Origin of the sequence: Streptomyces sp. R41 (assembly GCF_041053055.1) — a bacterium.
Lineage (GTDB): Bacteria > Actinomycetota > Actinomycetes > Streptomycetales > Streptomycetaceae > Streptomyces.
This window is the reverse complement of record NZ_CP163443.1, coordinates 8,588,598-8,608,341: the sequence shown is the minus strand read 5'-3', so window position 1 is coordinate 8,608,341 and position 19,744 is coordinate 8,588,598. Positions and strand designations below refer to the sequence as shown.

The following is a 19,744-nucleotide window of genomic DNA, read 5'->3' as shown; positions in this document are numbered from 1 at the left end:
ACCTACGGAACCGTAAGCGATTCTGTCCGGCCCTTCCCCTTGTGCGGGCATTTCCCCGACTGACCTGTGCATATGCCGCGGCCCTCGGCGCTCCGACCCCCCTCCCGCACGACGGCCCGGTGGGGTAGCTTTCACGGCGCTGTGCGGAGCGCCACAAGGAGCGGGATTGCGCGAGTTCACCAACCCTCCGTTGGCGTCGGCGCCGCCGGTGGGCGGCTTGGCTGACGTCGTCTTCGACCATGCCCTGGAAGACCCGCTGCACATCGCTCTCGGCCGCAAGGACGAGCAGGGGCAGTGGCGCGATGTGACGTCCGCCGAGTTCCGCGACGAGGTGCTCGCACTTGCCAAGGGCCTGCTCGCCCAGGGCATCCGGTTCGGGGACCGGGTCGCGATCATGTGCCGTACGCGCTACGAGTGGACGCTCTTCGACTTCGCCCTGTGGACGATCGGCGTCCAGGTCGTGCCCATCTACCCCACCTCCTCTGCCGAACAGGTCTTCTGGATGCTGTACGACGCCGAGGTGTCGGCCGTCATGGTGGAGCACGAGGACCACGCGATGACCATCGCCACGGTCGTCGACCGGCTGCCGCAGCTGCACAAGCTGTGGCAGCTCGACGTGGGCGCCGTGCAGGAGCTGTACGAGGCCGGCGCGCACATCGACGACGAGGTGGTCCACCGGCACCGGCGCGCGGTCACGCCCGAGTCGACCGCGACGATCATCTACACCTCCGGCACCACCGGCCGCCCCAAGGGCTGTGTGATCTCCCACGCCAACTTCATGTTCGAGGCGGACACCGTCATCGAGCGCTGGGAGCCCGTCTTCCACTCCAAGCGGGGCGACGAGGCGGCCACGCTGCTGTTCCTGCCGCTCGCGCATGTCTTCGGGCGGATGGTGCAGGTCGCCGCCTTCCGCGGGAAGGTCAAGTTCGGGCACCAGCCGCAGCTGAACGCGGCGGCCCTGCTGCCGGACCTGGCCGCGTTCCAGCCGACCTTCTTCCTGGCCGTGCCGTACATCTTCGAGAAGGTCTTCAACGCCGCTCGCCGCAAGGCCGAGAAGGACGGCAAGTCGGGTCCCTTCGAGAAGGCCGTCGAGGTCGCCGTGCGCTACGCGGACGCGATCGAGTCGAAGGCCTGGGGCATCGGGCCCGGCCCCTCCGCGAGCCTGCGCATGCAGCACCAGTTCTTCGACAAGGTCGTCTACTCCAAGGTGCGCGCCGCCATGGGCGGCCGGGTCAAGCACGCGATGTCGGGCGGCTCGGCGATGGACCGGCGGCTCGGGCTGTTCTTCGCGGGCGCCGGCGTCTCCATCTACGAGGGGTACGGACTCACCGAGTCCACGGCGGCCGCGACCGCCAACCCGCCCGAGCGCACCCGGTTCGGCACCGTCGGCCAGGCGATCCCCGGCACCACCGTGCACATCGCGGACGACGGCGAGATCTGGCTGCACGGCGGCAACGTCTTCCAGGGCTACCTCAACAACCAGAAGGCCACCGACGCCGCCCTGCACGACGGCTGGCTCGCCACCGGTGACCTGGGCTCGCTCGACGAGGACGGCTATCTCACCATCACCGGGCGCAAGAAGGAGATCCTGGTGACCTCCGGCGGCAAGAGCGTCTCGCCTGGGATCCTGGAGGAGCGGGTGCGCGACCATCCGCTCGTCGCCCAGTGCATCGTCGTCGGCAACGACCGGCCGTACATCGCGGCACTCGTCACGCTCGACTCCGAAGCCGTCGAACACTGGCTCCAGATGCGCGGCAAGCCGCAGTTGTCGCCTGCCCAGTTGGTGCGCGACCCCGACCTGGAGACCGAGGTGCGGCGCGCGGTGGTCGCCGCGAACACATTGGTCTCGCAGGCCGAGTCGATCCGTACATTCCGGATACTGGCCCACCAGTTCACCGAGGAGCACGGGCTGCTGACGCCTTCGCTGAAGCTGAAGCGGAAGGCGATCGAGAAGGCGTACTCGACGGAGGTCGAGGCGTTGTACCGGGCCTGAGCCTCCCTTCGGGCGGTGCGCGCCGCCAATGGAGGTTCCCTGACGCTTCGTCACTTACCGATGCGTCAGATATTGACGGTCCGTCAGATCCCACGCACACTTTCGGTCACCCGACGGAGGGGGACCGACGTGTCGCGACCGATCCGCACCATGACCGCCGCCGTGGCCGCGCTGCTGCTCGCCACCACCGCCTGCAACTCGGCTTCCAGTGGCGGCGGTTCGGACAAGGCGGGGAGCTCCGTACGCGGGGTGACCGACGACTCCATCAAGGTCGGCGGGATCGTCTCGATGACGACCGCCACCGGGTACTCGAAGAAGGACACCGACCTCGGCGCGAAGGCCCGCTTCGACCGGGCGAACGCGGAGGGCGGGGTCAACGGCCGCAAGATCGACTATCTCGGCGCCGAGGACGACGGACAGGACCCGGCCAAGAACCTCGCCGCGGCACGCAAACTCGTCCAGCAGGACAAGGTGTTCGCGATCGCGCCGATGAGTTCGACGACCTTCTCCGGGGCGGACTTCCTGCAGCAGCAGAAGGTACCGACCTTCGGCTGGGGCACCCTGCCCTCGTTCTGCGGGCCGACATACATCTACGGCTTCGGCGGCTGCATGGTGCCGATGCCCGGCGGCACCATCTCACAGACCTGGCCGGAAGGGCTCAAACACGTGACGGGCGGCTCACAGGGCAAGTCCGTGGCGATCCTGGCCAATGACAGCGACGCCGGCACCTTCGCCATCCGCACCTACAAGCAGAGCTTCACCTCGGCGGGCTACAAGGTGACCTTCGCCAAGTCGTCCGTGCCCGCGGGCGCCGTGCCGAGCGACTGGTCGGCGTACACCAAGGAGATCCTGCGCAGCAACGGCGGCAAGGCACCCGACGCCGTGGTCTCCGTGATGCAAACCCCGTACAACATCGGTCTGTTCACGGCGCTCAAGCGCACCGGGTACGAGGGCGTGCTCACCGATCCCACCGACTACGACCCGTCGCTGCTCGCCAAGAGCGCGACGAAGAAGGCGCTCGACGGGGTGCACATCCTGCTGTCGTTCCAGCCGTTCGAGCAAGACAGCGCGGCGATGCGGCAGTTCAAGGAGGACATCGGGAAGGCGGCCGGAAAGAGCGTTCCCTTGAACATGCACATGACGACCGGGTACATGAGCGCCGACCTCTTCCTCGCCATCGCCGAGAAGGCGGGCAAGGATCTGACGGTGGCGTCCTTCCAGAAGGCGGCGGACGCTTTCTCCGACACGGGCACGATGGTCGGCGACCGGGCCGAACCCAGGGGACGCAAGGAGTCGTTCGGCTGCGGGGCCCTCGTCCAGCTCAAGGACGGGAAGTACGTCGTGTCGGCGCCCTTCACGTGCTACTCGCCCATTCCCTTCAAGTAGCCGCTTCTGAAGGGGGCTTGGCATGTCGGACCTGTTGGGGTTCGTACTGAGCGGACTGGTCTCCGGCGCGCTGTACGCCCTGCTCGCGACCGGGCTCGTGCTGTCCTACTCGGCCTCGGGGCTGTTCAACTTCGCCCACGGCGCCACCGCCTACCTGTGCGCGCTCGCCTTCTACGAGCTGCACTCGGGCCTCGGCTGGCCCGCCGTGCCGACGGCCGTGCTGCTGGTGGGTGTCGTGGCGCCCGCGCTGGGCTTGGGTCTGGACCGGCTGATGTTCCGCAAACTGGCGCGGGTCGGCGAGACGGCCCAAATCGTCGCCACCATCGGGTTGTTGGTGGCGCTGCCCGCGCTGGGGCTGTGGATCGTCGAGCTGCTCGAGGACGCCGGGGTGTCCGTCAAACCGGCCGAGAACCAGTTCGGGCTTCCGGGGGTCGGGCCGAGCCCGGCGAAGTCGTGGCAGCTGATGGACGGCGTCGGCGTCGACTCCGACCAGTTGATCACCTGGGTCGCGACCGCCGTGGTCGCCGTCGGGCTGTGGATCCTGATGCGGCACACGCCGCTTGGACTCGAACTCCGGGCCGCGGTGGACAATCGCTCGCTCGTGGAGCTGCGCGGGATGAGCGCGGACAGGCTGTCGTCGATCGCCTGGATGCTGTCGTCAGCGCTCGCCGGACTCGCGGGTGTGCTCGCCACTCCTCTCCTCGGCCTGTCCGCCCACGACTTCACGCTCTTCCTCTTCGTCTCGGCCACGGCCGCGGTCATCGGCCGCTTCGCCTCCATTCCGCTGGCCTTCGCGGGCGGACTGGGGCTCGGGGTGCTGCAGAACCTGGTCGCCGGGTATGCGACGTTCGCCGAGCGGATCACCGGTTTCCGTACGGCCGTTCCGTTCCTGATTCTCTTCGCCGGGCTGCTGGTGCTGACGCGGCGACAGCGGACGGCGGGCACGGCGGCGGCCGTCGACGCGCCGCCCATCGACTACTTGGCGGGCCGGTCGTGGGTACGGCGCTGGGGCCCCTGGACGGCCGCCGGGCTGCTGCTGGCCCTCGCCTTCTACACGGTCACGACCCCCTTCTGGAGCGGCATTCTCGCCCAAGGGCTCGCCCTCTCCCTGGTGTTCGTCTCGTTCACGGTGGTGACGGGGCTCGGCGCGATGGTGTCGCTGGCGCAGGCGACCTTCGTGACGGGCGCGGCGCTGGTGGCGGGGCTGCTGATGAGCCATGGCTGGCCCTTCGCGGCGGCCACGGCGGTGGGGACCTGCGCGGCCGCCGTACTGGGCGCCCTGGTGGCGCTCCCGGCGCTGCGGCTCGGCGGGCGTTCGCTCGCCCTCGCGACCCTCGCGCTCGCCTTCCTCGCCGACCAAGTCCTTTTCCAGATCGGCTGGTTGAGGAACGGCGACACGGGCTGGGCGATTCCGCGACCGGTCTTCGGACCGGTGGATCTGGGCGACGACCGCGCGATGGGCTTGGCGATGATCGTGCTCGTCGCGCTGGCCGTGGCGGCGCTCAGCGCGCTGCGTCACTCGCCGTCCGGGCGTGCGATGCTCGCCGTCCGCTCGGCTCCGGCGGCGGCGATGGCGTCGGGCGTGTCGGTGATCCGCACCAAGCTCATGCTGTTCACGCTGTCGGCCGGACTCGCGGGCTTCGGCGGCGTGATGTACGCGTCCTACAGCACCCGCATCACCGCGACCGACTTCACCGCGATGACCGGGCTGATCTGGCTGGCGGTCGTCGTGGCGGCGGGGGTGCGCCGCCCCCAGTTCGCCGTGGTCGCGGGCCTCGTCTACGCCGTCGTACCGCATCTGCTGTCGGACTACGTCACCCAGTCCGTCCATCTGCCGGTGATCCTTTTCGGCCTGGCGGGGCTGGCGCTGGCCAATGACCCGGACGGCTACGCGGCGGCGGTCTCCACCCGCCTGCACCGCAGGCGCGCGACGACGACACCGGATGCGCCGACGAAGGCACCTTCGGCGGCATCCCCCGACGCGGCCCTCGAACTCCGGGCCGTACACGCCGGATACGACGGCGCCGCCGTCCTGCACGGCGTCGACCTCGCGGTCCGCCCCGGCGAGATCCTTGCCCTCCTCGGCCCGAACGGCGCCGGCAAGTCCACCACCTGCCGTGTCGCCGCCGGGCTCCTGACCCCGCTCACCGGCCGGGTGTACGTCGCCGGGCGGGACGCCACACGCGAGCGGGCCGTCGGGCGGTCTCGGGCGGGGGTCGTGCTGGCGCCCGAGGGGCGCGGGATCTTCCCGTCCCTCACCATCGAGGAGAATCTCGCCCTGCACCTGCGCGCGAAGGACGAACGTGACGCCGTGTACGCGCGCTTCCCCGGCCTCGCGGCGCGCCGCGGCGTCCTCGCCGGCTCGCTGTCCGGCGGCGAACAGCAGATGCTCGCGCTGGCGCCGCTGCTTCAGCGCCCGCCGAAGGTGCTCATCGCGGACGAGCCCTCGCTCGGCCTCGCCCCGCGCGTGGTCGACGAGGTGTTCCGGCTGCTGACCGAGCTGAAGGAGGCAGGGACCGCGCTGTTGCTGGTCGAGGAGAAGGCCGCCGAGGTCCTCGAGTTCGCGGACACGGTCGCCTATCTCGCTCAAGGGCGGGTGACGTGGTGCGGTTCGCGCGCCGAGGTGGAGGCGGACCGGCTGACGGAGGCGTACTTGGGCATCGCGGCCTCGCCGCAGGGGACGCCCCGGTCATCGGCCAAGGGGGTGCCCCAGTCATGAACGCTCCCGTGCTCGAAGCCGTAGGCATCGGCGTCCGCTTCGGCGGCGTCCACGCCCTCGACGGCGTGGACCTCGCGTTGTGCCCCGGCGAGGTGTGCGGACTCATCGGACCCAACGGCGCCGGGAAGACCACCCTCTTCGACGCCCTGTCGGGCATCCGCCGCCCCGACGAGGGCCGCATCCTCCTCGACGGGACCGACATCACGCGCCGCTCCCCCGTCTGGCGCGCCCGCCACGGCATGCGCCGTACCTTTCAGCGTCAGCAGCTGTTCGGCCAGCTCACCGTGGCCGACAACCTGGTGGTCGCTCAGGAGTGGCGGGGCGGCGGAGGCGGCCTCGCGGCGGATCTGCTGGCGGCGCCCACTCGGCGTCCGTACGAGAGGGAACGCAGGAAGCGGGCGGACGCGGTGCTCAGGACGTGCGGCCTTGAGGAGCTCGGGGGCAGCTACGCGGGAGCCCTGCCGGTGGGCCGGGCCCGGATGGTCGAACTCGCGCGCGCGGTGGCGGACCCGCCCAGGGTGTTGTTGCTGGACGAGCCCGCAAGTGGGATGACGGACAGTGAAATCCGTCATCTGTTGTCTGTCATCCGTCATCTGTCAGTTGAAGAAGGTTGCGCCGTCCTCCTCGTCGAACACAACGTCGCCTTCGTCATGGAACTCTGCGCCCGCGTCGTCGTCCTCGACCTCGGCAGCGTCCTCGCGGAGGGCACGGCCGCCGAGGTACACGCCGACCCGCGGGTGCGCGAGGCGTACCTCGGCATGGCAACGGCCTGAACACGCCCGAGTCGTAAGTCAGTCGAGCCGTACGTCAGCCGAGTCGTACGTCGGCCGAGGGCCATGACCGCCAACACCACGGGCAGGACCGGGACTTGTCCGGGAAGCGGTCGCACCGCCCGAGCTGCGCGACTAGGCTCTCGCCGAGATCACGTACCACCGACGAAGGTGCCGGGCACACAGGAGAAGTACGGTCATGGCCGATGTCAGGGTCGAGACGGTCGCACTCGACACAGCCGGGAACAGGCAGATCGCCAGCAGAACACGGGCGACGTCATCCCTCGGCGAGCGCGCCGCCGAGATCGAGGAGGCGATCGTCCAGGCCTCCTCCATCGCCCAGCGGTCCTTGGCGCAGGTCCCCGAGCGCGACGGCTGGCAGATCACCAGCCTGGACGTCACCTTCGGTCTGACCCTCGCGGCCGAAGCCGGCGTCATCCTGTCCAAGGCTTCGGCGGAGGCCTCGTTCGAGGTCACCCTCACCGTGGAGCGCACTCCGGGGAACCCGTGACGGGCACGAGCTACTGGGTCGACCTCTACCAGGCTCAGCAGCGCCTGGGCGGCGGCTTCCTGCTCACCCGCCGGTTCGTGCTCACCGCACTGCACTGCCTGCGCGGCCTGTCGCTCGACGAACACGTCGGCATCGAACTGGCCGACGGGGAGCGGGTCGAGGGCCGCGTCTGCCGCCAGGACAAGGAAGCCGATCTGGCCCTCGTCGAGATCGGCGCCGGGCACCAAGTCACGCTGCCGATCCCCGCGGCCGACGTCGCCCGCGACGGGGACCGCTGGCGCGGCCCCTACCGGCCCGCCGCAAACGACGTACACCTCAGCGGCCGGGTCAGCGCCGGGGCCGCACAGCACCTCTGCGTCGGGGGCGCGACCATCGAAGCGCTGCAGCTCACGACGGACCAGCATCTCGGCGACTACTCCGGCTACTCGGGAGGGCCGGTCGAGGGTGTGGGGGACGACGGCACCCGGCAGCCCGCCGTCGTCGGCATCCTCATCGAGCAGGCCCCCGACCGGGCCGCCGAGGCCCGCGCCGCCAACGTGCTCTTCGCCGCCACCATCAGGGAGGCGATCCGCCGCTTCGACCACCTCGATGTCGTCCACCTCATCGACGTGCTCCGGCCACCGGGCCCGGACCGCGACCACCTCGTCCAGGACGGCACGACGCCCGCCCGGTTCGTGGGCACGGAGGCGCTCCTGCTCCAGCTCGACGCATGGGCGCAGCGCAGCCTAATCGATCCGTCCCAGATCGCCGAGCTCAAGTTCATGGCCGTGAAGGCGCTCATCGACGGCGAGGGGAACGGGGGCACCGCATGACCGACGTCTGGCAGGAAGCGATCTCCCACGCCGCCCTCGCACTGCGGGGCGACAGCACGGCCGCCGTACGGACCACCCGCGCCGTCGAACGCCTGCGTGCGGACGACCACGTGCTGCACCATCCGGCCCTCAGCCGCGACCTGGCGCGCCTCACCGCGCTGCTCGACAGCCTCGGTCTGCAGAGTGCGTCGCAGGCGCTCCTCCAGCATGTGGCATCCCGTCTGGCGTGGGACACCGACGGGCTGAACCTCGACAGCACCTCGCGCAACCAACTGGCGGTGACCCTGGCCGATCGCGGATATCTGGCCGCCGCCGCGACCGTGCTGTCCTCAGCGCTGCAGTTCGATCCGGGCGGCGACGCGGCTGCCACGAGGACGCTGGCCAATCTCGCGGCGCTCAAGATCCGGCTGGGCGACATCGAAGGTGCCGCGGCAGCGGCCGCGCAGGCCCGGGAGCGGATGGCCGCGGTCGACCACGCCGAGGAGGAGCTGGACGTACGCCTCCTGGTGGCCTCCGTCCTGACGGCGACGGCGCGGCGGCAGGGTCGGCACGACGACGCGGACGAGCTGCTGGACGGCCTCGAAAGCGCCGTCCGCCGCGTGGTGGGCCTGCTCGGCGGCGAACACCCGCAGTCCCTGTCGGCGCTGGTGGCCCTGGCCACCGCGGAGTTCGAGTCCGCGCGGGCCGCCGGAGACCGTGACCGGATGGGACGCGCCGCGGACGTGCTGGCCGTCGCCACGCAGAAGGCCGCCGCGACCGTGGGCGCGCACCATCCCCAGACGGTCGCCGCGCTGCTCAGTCTCGCCGCCGTCGAGGGCGAAGGGGCCCGCGACGCTCGGGACGACCGCCGTGTCACCGGAGTCAGGGCCCTGTTCGTGGAGGCCGCGCGGCGTGCCGATGTCATGCGGCGGGGGGTGCAGCGAGCGCCCGCGGCACCGATCTCCCCGCCCGAGCCCCGAGGCCCTCGTGTACCCGTACGCCGGCACGTTCCTGACACGTCCGTCGGGGACGTGCCGCAGGGCCGGACCGAGGAGGGCACGCCGACGCTGCGTTTCAGTGTGCTCGGTCCGGTTCGGGCGTGGCGCGGCGCGGAGGCCCTGTCCGCCGGCTCGCCGCCGCAACGTGCTCTGCTCGCCGCCCTGTTGCTGGGTGAAGGCCGCACGGCCACGGCCGCCCAGTTGATCGACGCGCTGTGGGGAGACGAGCCTCCGTCCCAGGCCCTCGCAGCCGTTCGTACGTACGCGTCCCGGCTCCGCAAGGTGCTCGGCCCAGGTGTCCTGGCCAGCGAGTCCGGCGGATACGCACTGCGCACCGCGGCCGGCTCGGTCGATCTGGCGGATGCGCAGCGCCTTGCGGCAGAAGCGGAGTCGCTCCGTTCGGCCGGCGAACGAGCGCAGGCACGTGACACGTTCAACCAGGCCCTCGCGCTCTGGGACGGAGAGCCCCTGGCAGGCCTGCCGGGCCCCTATGCCGAAGCACAGCGCGTCAGATTGGAGGAGTGGCGGCTGCAACTCTGCGAGACACGCCTGGACTTGGACCTGGAACTCGGTCGCCATGCGGAGGCGGTCTCGGAGCTCACGGCACTGACCGCCGCCCACCCCTTGCGCGAGCGCCTGCGTGAGCTGCTCATGCTTGCCCTGTACCGAAGCGGGCGCCAGGCCGAGGCGTTGGCCGTGTACGCGGACACCCGACGCCTGCTCGCCGACGAACTCGGCGTGGACCCGCGGTCCGAACTACAGGAGTTGCAGCAGCGCATCCTCCAAGCCGACCCGAGACTTGCGGAACCCTCCGTGGAGCACCGCGAGACGGCGCCGGCCTTCGTCCGTCCCTCACAACTCCCCGCCACCGTCCCCGATTTCACGGGGCGTGCCGGCTTCGTGCGCGAGCTGAGCCAGGTCCTTGGCCGCACGCCGGGAGCCGTCGTGGCCGTTTCCGCCCTGGCCGCCATCGGAGGCGTGGGCAAAACCACTCTCGCCGTGCACGTCGCGCACCAGGTGCGCCAGGGCTTCCCGGACGGGCAGTTGTACGTGGACCTGCAAGGGGCCGGGGCTCGGGCGGCGGAGCCCGAGACCGTCCTGGGCTCCTTCCTGCGCGCTCTGGGCATGGAGGACTCGGCGATCCCGGACTCGCTGGAGGAACGCTCGGCGCTTTACCGCTCAGTCCTGAACGACCGCCGGGTGCTGGTGCTCCTGGACAACGCCCGCGACGCCGCCCAGGTACGGCCGTTGATCCCCAGCACTCCCGGGTGCGCCACGCTCGTCACCAGCCGCGTCCGCATGGTGGATCTGGCCGGGGCTCACCTCGTGGACCTCGATGTGATGAGCCCGGACGAGGCGCTTTTGCTGTTCACCAGGATCGTGGGGGCCGAGCGCGTCGGCGCCGAACGCAGTGCCGCCCTCGATGTGGTCGCCGCCTGCGGTTTCCTTCCGCTCGCGATCCGTATCGCGGCCTCGCGCCTCGCCGCCCGCCGTACCTGGACCGTGTCCGTACTCGCCGCCAAACTCTCCGACGAGCGCCGCCGCCTCGACGAGTTGCAGGCGGGGGACCTCGCGGTCAAGGCGACGTTCGAGATGGGATACGGGCAGCTGGATCCTGCTCAGGCGCGCGCCTTCCGTCTCGTCGGCCTCGCCGACGGATCGGACATCTCTCTCGCCGCGGCCGCCGCCATGCTCGGTCAGCCGCCGGAGGAGACGGAGGACATCTTCGAAGCGCTCGTCGACACCGGCTTCCTGGAGGCGGCGGCACCGGGCCGCTACCGCTACCACGACCTCACCAGGCTGTACGCCCGCGCCTGTGCGGAGCGGGACGAACAGCCCGCCAGTGAACGGGGGGCGGCACTGACCCGCCTGCTGGACTTCTATCTGGCCACCGCGACCGGGGTGTACGCGGTCGAGCATCCCGGTGACCGAAGCGTGGAGCATCTGGAACCGGCCCGGTATCCCGGCGTCGAGTTCTCCTATCTCGACGACGCCAGGCGCTGGCTGGCCTCCGAGGCCCAGTGCATCCTGTCCTGCGCCCGCCAGCTCGCTCAGGGCTCCGAGTTGCGCAGGTCGATCGATCTGCTGTGGAGCGTGAAGGACATCGTGGGCTCCGGCAACTTCCGCCAGTACCAGGACACGGCGGCCGCGGCGCAGCGTGCCGCGCGCGAGGCACGGGACGCCCAGGCGGAGGGCCGCGCGTGTGCGGCGCTCACCGCGGTCCATCTGACGGCGGGGAATCTGCGGGAGGCCGATGCGGAGGCGCAGCGTGCGCTGGCGCTGGCCGTGGCGATCGACGATCCCGTGACCAGTGCCTGGGTGCCGTACGACCGTGGTGTCATCGCACTCCAGGAGCGCAGGTACACGGAGGCGGACCGGTGTCTGCGGGAGGCCCTGTCGCGGTTCCGTGAGGACGAGAACCCGTTCGGTGTGGCCAGTGCGCTGTGTCAGCTGTCCCACGTCGAGGCGAGTCTGCGCAATGTCCGCAGTGCGGTGGCACTCGCCGAGGAGGCCATCGAGCGGCTCGGCTCGGAGGCCGCCACGCTCGCGCTCGCCGAGTCACGCTACGCGCTGGGGCTCGCGCTGTCCGCAGCGGGGCAGATTCCCGAAGCCCTGGAGCAGTTGGACCAGGCGCTAGGGATCTACGAGGAGTGCGGACAGGCGCTCGGCGAGGGCATGGCGCGCTTCCGGCGCGCCGAGATACACCTCGGCGCGGGCCGGCCCGCCTCCGCGGCCGCGGAGGCGGAGCAGGCGCTCGCCGTGCTGGGCCGGGTGGGAGGTGCCCGGCGCAGGGCCGATGTCCTGGTAGTGCTGGGTGACGCCATGGAGGAACGGGGTGAGTCCGCGCGTGCCCGTACCTGCTGGGCCGAAGCCCTCGCAGGGTACGAGCAGGTGTCCGGGGCCGAAGGAAGCGACGTCCGGGACCGCCTGCTCGCCCGGCTGGACGGCCGTACCGCGGACGAGGAGGCAGGTCGTTACACGGGGACCTGATCCACCCCGCCCGCGGTCGGCCGCGTGTGCTGCCGATCGGCCGGACAGGTGCTAGCCGATGCTGACCCGGAAGATCTTGTCCGAGCCGTCCGCCGCACCTCCGTTGTTGTCGCAGTTGGTGGTCGAGAGCCAGAGCTGGTCGGCGCCGGGGACCTTGGTGACCGTACGCAGACGGCCGTACGTACCCACGTAGTAGGCGGTCGCCGTGCCGACGTTCTCCGTGTCGCCGTTGATGGGGATGCGCCACAGCCGTTCACCGCGCAGGGACGCCATGTAGATGACGTTGCGGACGATGGCGATGCCGCTGGGCGAGGCCTCGGAGACGTTCCAGGTCTTCTTGGGGTTGGTCATCCCGGAGACGCTGCACGTGCCCTCGCAGGTCGGCCAGCCGTAGTTGGCGCCCGGCTTGATGAGGTTCAGCTCGTCCTTGGAGCTGTCGCCGAACTCGGCCTCCCACAGCCGTCCGTTGCGGTCGAACGCCAGGCCCTGCGGGTTGCGGTGACCGTAGCTGTAGACGTAGTTGCCGAACGGATTGCCGGGAGCGGCCTTGCCGTCCGTCGTCATGCGCAGGATCTTGCCGTTGAGCGAGTTCTTGTCCTGCGCGAGGGCGGGTGTCTGGGCCTCACCGGTCGAGACGTACAGATAGCCGTCGGGGCCGAAGGCGAGGCGTCCGCCGTTGTGGTAGCGGTTCTTCTTGATGCCCTGGAGCAGGATCGTGTAGTTGGTCAGCGAGCTGCCGTTGTACGTCATGCGGACGACCCGGTTGCCCTCGGACGCCGTGTGCATGAAGTAGACGTAGTGGTTGGTCTCCCACTTCGGATCGGCCGCCACGCCCAGCAGGCCGCCCTCGCCGTTCGTCGTCACCGCGTTGGGCACGGTCCCGACCTGCGTCTTCGTGCCGTCCTTGGTGACCTTCCAGACGCGGAAGTCGTCCCGCTCGGTGACCAGCGCGGTCTGGCCGTCGGGCATCCAGTACGTGCCCCACGGGATCGTCCACCCGCTGGAGACCGTCCCGATCGACGACGGAACACCGCCGTCCGTCGCGCACGCCTGCGTGGTGAAGGTGACCGTGTTGCTCTCAGGCGACACATTGCCTGCCGCGTCGCGCGCCACGACGTTCAGGGTGTACGGGCTGTTGCAGGCGAGTCCGGTCAGCGTGGTCGACGTACCGCCGGTCACGGACTTGTAGACGGTCGTTCCGCTGCGCACGTCGTACCCGACGACCGCCTTGTCGTCGGTCGAGGCGCCCCAGCTCAGGTCGACGCTGTTGGCCGTGACGTTGGACGAGGTGAGGGTGCCGGGCTTGGTCGGCGGGGTGGTGTCGGAGCTCGGCGCGGTGGTGCAGTCCACGACGGGGCTGGCCTGCGAGGCGTTGCCGGCCGCGTCCCGGGCGATGACCGTCAGGTCGTAGGTGGTGTTGGGGCTCAGCCCGGTGAGCGCCTTCGAGGTCGCGTCGCCAGGCGCCTCGCCGAGCTTGTTGCCGTGTTCGTAGATGTCGTAGGCCGTCACGCCGACGTTGTCCGTCGAGGCGCCCCACGAAAGGGTGAGGCCGTCCTCCGTGACCGCCGAGCAGCTCGGCTGGCCGGGGCGGCTCGGCGCCTGGGTGTCGGCCGCCGCTCCGATGCTGATCCGGTCGAGGTTGGGGCCGCCGTTGGCCGTGGTGGCGGTCGCGCGGATCTTGTTGGAGCCCGCGTTCAAAGAGACGTTGAGGCTCTTGGCCGCCCAGGTGTCCCAGTTGGTGGTGGCCGGGAAGGAGACGCCGGTGGCGACGACCGTTCCGTTGACGGAGATGTTCATGGGGCGGTCGGTAGTGGTGCCGTTGGCGTAGCGCAGGGCCAGCGACGAGGTGCCCGCCGAGGCCGCGCTCACCGTGAACTCTACATACGAGCCCGTGGTGTTGGTGTAGTCGACGAAGCCGGTGCCCGTGTAGCCGGTGTGGTTGGAGGCCACCGTGCCCTGCGAGATCGTGGCGTCCTCGGCCTGGTAGTCGGTGGCCGCGCGGGCCGTCGAACCGGTCAGACCGATCAGCGGCACGGCCAGGGCCAGGGAAAGGCACCAGGGAAGCGCTCTTGTGAGTTTCATGGTTGATCCCCTCAGCCCGTGTACTGGGCGAAGACCTTGAGGTAGTCGTACGGCTGCTGGGAGACGCCGCTGCAGGAGTCACCGTCGGAACCCGAGCCGCAGGCCCGGTCGCGGTTCACGGACCAGTAGGTGAGGCGCGCGATGTGGTGCTGCTGCGCGTAGGCGAGCATGGTCTTGAAGTCGGCCACGCGGACCCGTTCACCGGAGTCGTCGGTCTTGCCGTTCATCGACGACAGGCCGATGTGCGCGTACGTCGTCGCGTCGCTGTATCCGTACGCCGACTTCACTCGCGCCTTGAGGCCCTCCATGGCCTGCGTGGTCAGCGTGCCCATGTTGGTGGTGCCGCCGCCGAAGTCGAACGGCATGATGCACCAGATGTCGTTCGCGAGACCGGAGTTGGCGCCCCGCTTGATCATGTCCACTCCGGTGGAATCCGGCCCGCTGGTCGTCGTACCGAAGGTGATGATGGTCTTCAGACCGGAGTTGTTGGCCTTCACGATCTTCAGCGCGTCGATCACGCGCTGCCGTACCGTCGCGTTGTTCCACTCGGTGTTCTCGATGTCGATGTCGATGACCTTGAGGCCGTAGGCGTTGATCACCTTCTGATACGCGCCCGCGAGCGCCGAGGCGCTGGAACACTTCTCACCGAGTTTGGCACCGCTCCAACCGCCGACGGAGACGATGACGTCACCGCCGGCCGCCCGGATCGCCTTGATCTTCGACTGGTCGTTTCCGCCGGTCAGCGGGCGCGAGCCGTCCCACTTCGGGTTGCAGGAGCCATCGGAGAGGATGAAGGCGAGCGTGAACCACTTGACCCCGGTCGCCGACATCACGGAGGTGGGGTTCTGCGGGTTGCCCCAGCCGAGGTACTCGTAGGGGGCGACGGCCATACCGGGAGCCGCAGCAGAAACGTTCACCTGATTGACCGAGTTCACAGCCATCGCGCTGTTGACCGGATCCACAACCATCGCGCTGTTGTCCGAGTCCACAGCCATGGCGCTGTTGACCGGACCCACAGCTCTCGTGCCGCTCACCGGCTTCACACGGATCAGCCGTGTTTCCCCCGGCCGCAGCGTCGCACTGTACGAGTCCGCGATCACACCCTTGTGGGAACCCGACCACAGGTCCGTGACGTCGCCGGAGCCCGTGAAACCGACCTGCGACCAGTTCACACCGACCGTGGTGTTGCCGGACGTACCGGTGTTGAACAGCGCCACGACATAGTCGCCGCTGTTTTCCTTCTTGCTCCAGACCTGCTTGACACCACTGCTCACAACCCGTTTCGCGGCGGCCCCGTCCTGGTCGACGCCGATGAGCCGGTCATTCGTCAGCATCGCCTTGTCGACGGAGTCGACGTGCGTGAGGTCGGTACCGAGCAGCAGCGGAGCGGCCGCCATCGCCCACAGCGTGAAGTGGGAGCGGCGCTGATCGGCGGTGAGTCCCGCCTGGTCTCCGTTGCCGATCTCCAGTGAGTCGAGGTCGTTCCAGCCGCCCGGGCCGGCGTACGGCTGCCAGTTGGCCGCCGAGGTGAAGCGGGCGGAGACATGCGACCAGTCGGTCAGCGGATAGCCGCTGCCGTTCGCGCCCGAACCGCAGTAGCACTCGACATCGCCCTGAGTGCGCCAGCTGTTCGCCAGCGCGCGCCAGGTGGAGGCGTTCGCGATCGGAAGGTTGTTGGAGAGCGCGAAGTTGATCGGACGGCCGGTCGCTCGCAGCGCCTTGTCCCAGGCCTGGACGTCGGGAATGTCGGCGCTGCCCACCCCGTCGATCTTCAGGTAGTCGACTCCCCAGGAGGCGAACTGCTTCGCCCACGAGTTCACGAACTCCTGCGCGCCCGGCTTCCCGTAGTCGATGTAATACATGTTCTTGCAGTTGTAGTTCTTCTCGGTTTTCGACGTGTCCGCGATATCGGCCGCGTGATACGAAGTCCCCTCGATCGGCGTGTTCTTGGTGACCGCGTTCTTGGCGATGCCCGGTGTCACATAGAAGCCGAACTTCAGTCCCTTGGAGTGGATGTAGTCGGCCAGCGCCTTGATCCCGGAGGGGAATTTGGCGGAGTCGACGGTCCAGCGCCCGTAGCCGTCGACAACGAACCCATTGGCGTCGCACTTCTGCCAGAAGTCGTCGAGATTGACGTACACGAAGCCGTGGTTCTTGAGGCCGCTCGACACGAGGGCGTCGGCCTGCGCCTTGATCTTCGCCTCGGTGGGCCAGCGGCGCACGAAGCTCCAACTGCTCCAGCCCATCGCGGGGCGGACGGACTGACCGTTGTCCGAGAAGGTGGAGTACGTCGCCGGTGTGGCGTACGACGTCCCGATCCACGCCTCGTCGATCCGCAGCCGCTTATACCGGGTGGAGTCGGTGGACGCGGCCCAGGTGGAGTCGACTTCGAGGCGTACGTAGCGGGCATTGGCCGCCGTCAGGTCAATCCCCTGAATTCCACGGCGGCTTGGCAGCTGCCCAGTCTTCACCGCACTTCCCCAGCTGGAACCGTCGTTGCTGAGGAACACCTTGTACGCCTTGATCCGCGCCGACTGTTCGGTCTCGGAGCGCGGGTAGGCGACGGAGTCCTCACGCTGGTTCAGTCCGATGTACTGGACCTTCTTCGCCGAGCCGAGGTCGAAGGTGAGGTTGACCGGCAGGGCTTTGTCGCTGTCCCAGTACGTGAGGTAATTGCCGTCGCCCGCGGCCGAGGCCGCGTGACCGCTCGACGCGGCGCTCGCGCTGACCGTGACCCCGGAGAGGATGCCCTGCCGCCCAGCGGTCGTGACCTTGAAGACGGTGTCGTACGGGTCCCAGTTGGCGAGGCCGCTCAACGTGAGCACCCCGCCGGACTGTGACCATGAAATCGCCGCTCCCGTACGGAGATTGGCGACCGACGCGATCCGGTAGCCGTTGTCCCGGATGCGCAGCGTGCTGGTGGACGGCGGCGTCAGCACATGCACGTACTGGAGGTTGGGGTCGCTCTTGCTGATCGTCGTCACGCCGTGGGCGCCGTCGTTCCAGAACCCGGGTTTGAGGCCGCCGTACATGTAGCCGCCGCCCTCGGTGCCGTGCAGGGACGGCCAGATGGGGTCGAGGTAGGAGTCGGCGAAGTTGTTGAAAGCGGCCTGGTTGCTCGGGAACTTGCCGTTGACCTGGGCGGTCTCGGCCATCAGTGCTTTCACTGACGAGCCCGCGTTGGTGATCAGCCGGCCGAGTGTGAGCATTTTGTCGACGGAGGGATTCGAGCCGTCGTACCACCAGGCCCCGCTCGACGGGAGCTTGAAGTCGGCCTCGGTCAGGCGGGGTTGGGCCGTGTAGACCGCCTGGGGGTAGTCGTACGGCGGTGTCATCCCCGTCTTCTGCTCGTTGCTGATCATGTCCATGATCGGCGTGTCTTCGTTGTTGTTGCTGAGCGTGTAGTTCGGGCGCTTCTGCTGGATCTGCGCGTAGAGGTTGTGGCTCTCCCAGTACGCGTTGTCGTTGTCGATCCAGAAGCCGCCGAGGTCGGGATAGCGGTCCATGACCTCGAAGAAGTTGTCGTAGGAGAAGCGGCCGAAGCCGTCGCGGGTGGTGAGGTCGACCTTCGTGCCCTTGTAGGCGGAGTACGCGGCCGAGTCGAGCCATTCATGGCCGCCCTCGTTGTGCCACTGAGGGTCGTCGGTCATGTAGAGGATGACCTTGAGGCCCTCGGCCTTGGCCGCGCCGATCAGTTCGCCGAGGAAGTCGCGCCGGGTGGAGCAGCTTCCTGGGATCTTCGACGGCCACGGGCGGGCGTAGCCGAGCCGGCTGTGGAAGGTGGCGAGGACGAGGTACTGGGTGTGCAGCTTCTGGGCCTCCTTCACCCAGTAGTCGGGGGTCCAGCCACCGCTGGTGACGTCGTTCTCCCAGGCGGTGCAGCTGGTGTGGGCGGGAGCGGTGCGTTCACCCCAGTGCAGGAAGAGTCCGCCGACGGAGCCGCGGAGGAACGCCTGGCGGGGGTTCTCCAGGTCGAGCGGCTTCGCCATGGCGGCACAGTTCTCGGTCGACCCGGTGGAGGACACCCGCAGCGCGCCGCCCGTGGTGTTGTGACTGTCCGTCAGGCAGTACCCGGTGACGTTCTGGAACCCCGCGTCATACGGCGACGCGCTCCCCCGCTGAGCCGTGAGGCGCGTGAACCTGATCCCGCTCGCCGCGTTGGCGATGACGGCAGGGCGTCCGTCGTTCGCCGTGAACTTCACAGAGCTGTCCGTGAAGGTGACGTCGTCCGCGTTGTGGAGGTACCAGCCGTACGCGGGGCGCGTGCCGATGGCCTTCGGGTTGTAGTCGTTCGGGTCGTTGCTCGGCACGGCGGTGGACATGGTCCCGTTGCCGCCGGGCACGGTGATGTTGACGTCGGTGAAGGTGACGCCCTTGATCCGGTGGCCGCTCTCGCCCCACAGCGTCGGGCTGAAGGAGGGGCTGGAGCCGGTCGCCGTGATGTTGTCGTACGTGATGTCGCTGATCGAGCCGATGCCCGGACTGTTGCCGCAGCGCTTCCGGGTACCGATCTTCTGCATGATCGGCGAGTGGACGTTGGTCATCGTGATGTCGCGGTAGTGGACGTCCGAGATCTTCGCGCCGTCCATCGAGACCATGCCGAGCCCGGACTTGTTGGAGCCCTCGATACGGATCTTCGCGAACTGGTAGTCGGAGAAGTCCCCGCAGGTCTCGGAGCCGAACATCAGCGCGTTGCAGCACACCGCCGACAGATACGAATCGCTCACCCGTACATGGCCGTTGGGCAGTTTGGCGCCGAGCGCGTAGTCGCTCTTGAAGACGAGTGCGTCGTCGTTGGCCTTGATGTTTGCGCCTGTGACCGTGACGTTCGTCGTGCTGATGATGTTCCAGCCGTCGCGGTCGCTCGCGGTGTCGATGGTGAGGTGGTCCGAGGTGACGTTCGTGCAGCCGTTGATGAGGGCCGCGAAGTGGCCACCGCGGCGCAGGGTGAGGCCGTCGCCGATGCGCAGGCCGTTGCAGCGGGTCAGGGACAGAATCTTGTCGGCCTCGCCGGACTTGGGATTGCCGGTGATGAGGTTGCCGAGGCCGTCGATGACGCCGTCGCCCACGAAGCCGATGTTCGTGAGCCGGTCGCCGTAGATCATCGCGTTGTGGAAGTGGCTGTGCCCGTAGTCCTGGTAGGCGTCGTTGGGGTTGTCCTCGGGCGGGTCGTACGTGTCCGCGCTGGAGCCCTGGATCGTCGCGCCCTTGTCGACCTGGAGCGTGACCTCGCTCTTCATGTGGATGGTGTTCTTGGACTTGTACTTGCCCGCGGGGAAGCGGACCGTGCCGCCGCCCGCCGAATTGGCAGCCGTGATGGCCTTGTTGATGGCGGAGGTGTCGTTGGTGGAGCCGTCGCCCTTGGCTCCGTAGTCGCGTACGTCGAAGACGCCGGCCCGGGTCGTCGGTGCGGCCGCGAGGGCCTCGGGGTGTGTCAGGCCGAGAACCACGGCGAAGGCGAAGAAGACCGTCGTCACCCAGTGTGTGCGTTTCATGTGACGGC

Annotated in this window: 9 protein-coding genes; 7 read left to right on the top strand and 2 right to left on the bottom strand. The window is 69.0% G+C overall.

The genetic code is table 11. From position 1 onward, the window contains the following. Positions 1–166: 166 nt before the first annotated feature. The 7 genes from AB5J53_RS39075 to AB5J53_RS39045 all read left to right on the top strand — a co-directional run bounded on the left by AB5J53_RS39075 (position 167) and on the right by AB5J53_RS39045 (position 12,159). On the top strand, positions 167–1,993 hold the full coding sequence (locus AB5J53_RS39075) for a long-chain fatty acid--CoA ligase (protein ID WP_369250332.1): 1,827 nt from the start codon (positions 167–169) through the stop codon (positions 1,991–1,993). 129 nt (positions 1,994–2,122) lie between these two features. Then, complete coding sequence (locus AB5J53_RS39070; protein ID WP_369250331.1) at positions 2,123–3,379, top strand: ABC transporter substrate-binding protein; 1,257 nt, start codon at positions 2,123–2,125, stop codon at positions 3,377–3,379. Between the two features lie 22 nt (positions 3,380–3,401). Next, positions 3,402–6,098 carry an ATP-binding cassette domain-containing protein gene (locus AB5J53_RS39065; RefSeq protein WP_369250330.1) on the top strand — a complete coding sequence of 899 codons (2,697 nt, stop codon included), beginning with the start codon at positions 3,402–3,404 and terminating at the stop codon, positions 6,096–6,098. Then, positions 6,095–6,871 carry an ABC transporter ATP-binding protein gene (locus AB5J53_RS39060; RefSeq protein ID WP_369250329.1) on the top strand — a complete coding sequence of 259 codons (777 nt, stop codon included), beginning with the start codon at positions 6,095–6,097 and terminating at the stop codon, positions 6,869–6,871. Before AB5J53_RS39065 ends, AB5J53_RS39060 begins: the two co-directional genes overlap by 4 nt. Before the next feature lie 196 nt (positions 6,872–7,067). Then, positions 7,068–7,379: a CU044_2847 family protein gene (locus AB5J53_RS39055; protein WP_369250328.1), complete on the top strand. Its 312-nt coding sequence runs from the start codon at positions 7,068–7,070 to the stop codon at positions 7,377–7,379. Then, the gene (locus AB5J53_RS39050) at positions 7,376–8,191 is read left to right on the top strand and encodes a trypsin-like peptidase domain-containing protein (protein WP_369250327.1); all 816 of its coding nucleotides are present in this window, start codon (positions 7,376–7,378) and stop codon (positions 8,189–8,191) included. The genes AB5J53_RS39055 and AB5J53_RS39050 overlap by 4 nt, the downstream gene beginning before the upstream one ends. 1,010 nt (positions 8,192–9,201) lie before the next feature. Then, positions 9,202–12,159 (top strand): BTAD domain-containing putative transcriptional regulator, encoded by a 2,958-nt coding sequence (locus AB5J53_RS39045; RefSeq protein WP_369252731.1) that lies wholly within the window; start codon positions 9,202–9,204, stop codon positions 12,157–12,159. A gap of 51 nt (positions 12,160–12,210) precedes the next feature. Here AB5J53_RS39045 and AB5J53_RS39040 read toward each other — a convergent pair whose 3' ends face one another. Then, positions 12,211–14,241, bottom strand: a complete 2,031-nt coding sequence (locus tag AB5J53_RS39040; protein ID WP_369250326.1) for a PQQ-dependent sugar dehydrogenase — start codon at positions 14,239–14,241, stop codon at positions 12,211–12,213. An 11-nt stretch (positions 14,242–14,252) separates the two neighbouring features. Next, entirely contained in the window at positions 14,253–19,736 is a 5,484-nt protein-coding gene (locus tag AB5J53_RS39035) for a glycosyl hydrolase family 28 protein (protein ID WP_369250325.1), read from the bottom strand. Positions 19,737–19,744: the final 8 nt, after the last annotated feature.

Excerpts from the sequence above, each read along its gene's own strand:
- AB5J53_RS39065 (WP_369250330.1), top strand. The coding sequence starts at position 3,402 with ATGTCGGACCTGTTGGGGTTCGTACTGAGCGGACTGGTCTCCGGCGCG.
- AB5J53_RS39060 (WP_369250329.1), top strand. The coding sequence starts at position 6,095 with ATGAACGCTCCCGTGCTCGAAGCCGTAGGCATCGGCGTCCGCTTCGGC.
- AB5J53_RS39055 (WP_369250328.1), top strand. The coding sequence starts at position 7,068 with ATGGCCGATGTCAGGGTCGAGACGGTCGCACTCGACACAGCCGGGAAC.
- AB5J53_RS39040 (WP_369250326.1), bottom strand. The coding sequence starts at position 14,241 with ATGAAACTCACAAGAGCGCTTCCCTGGTGCCTTTCCCTGGCCCTGGCC.
- AB5J53_RS39035 (WP_369250325.1), bottom strand. The coding sequence starts at position 19,736 with ATGAAACGCACACACTGGGTGACGACGGTCTTCTTCGCCTTCGCCGTG.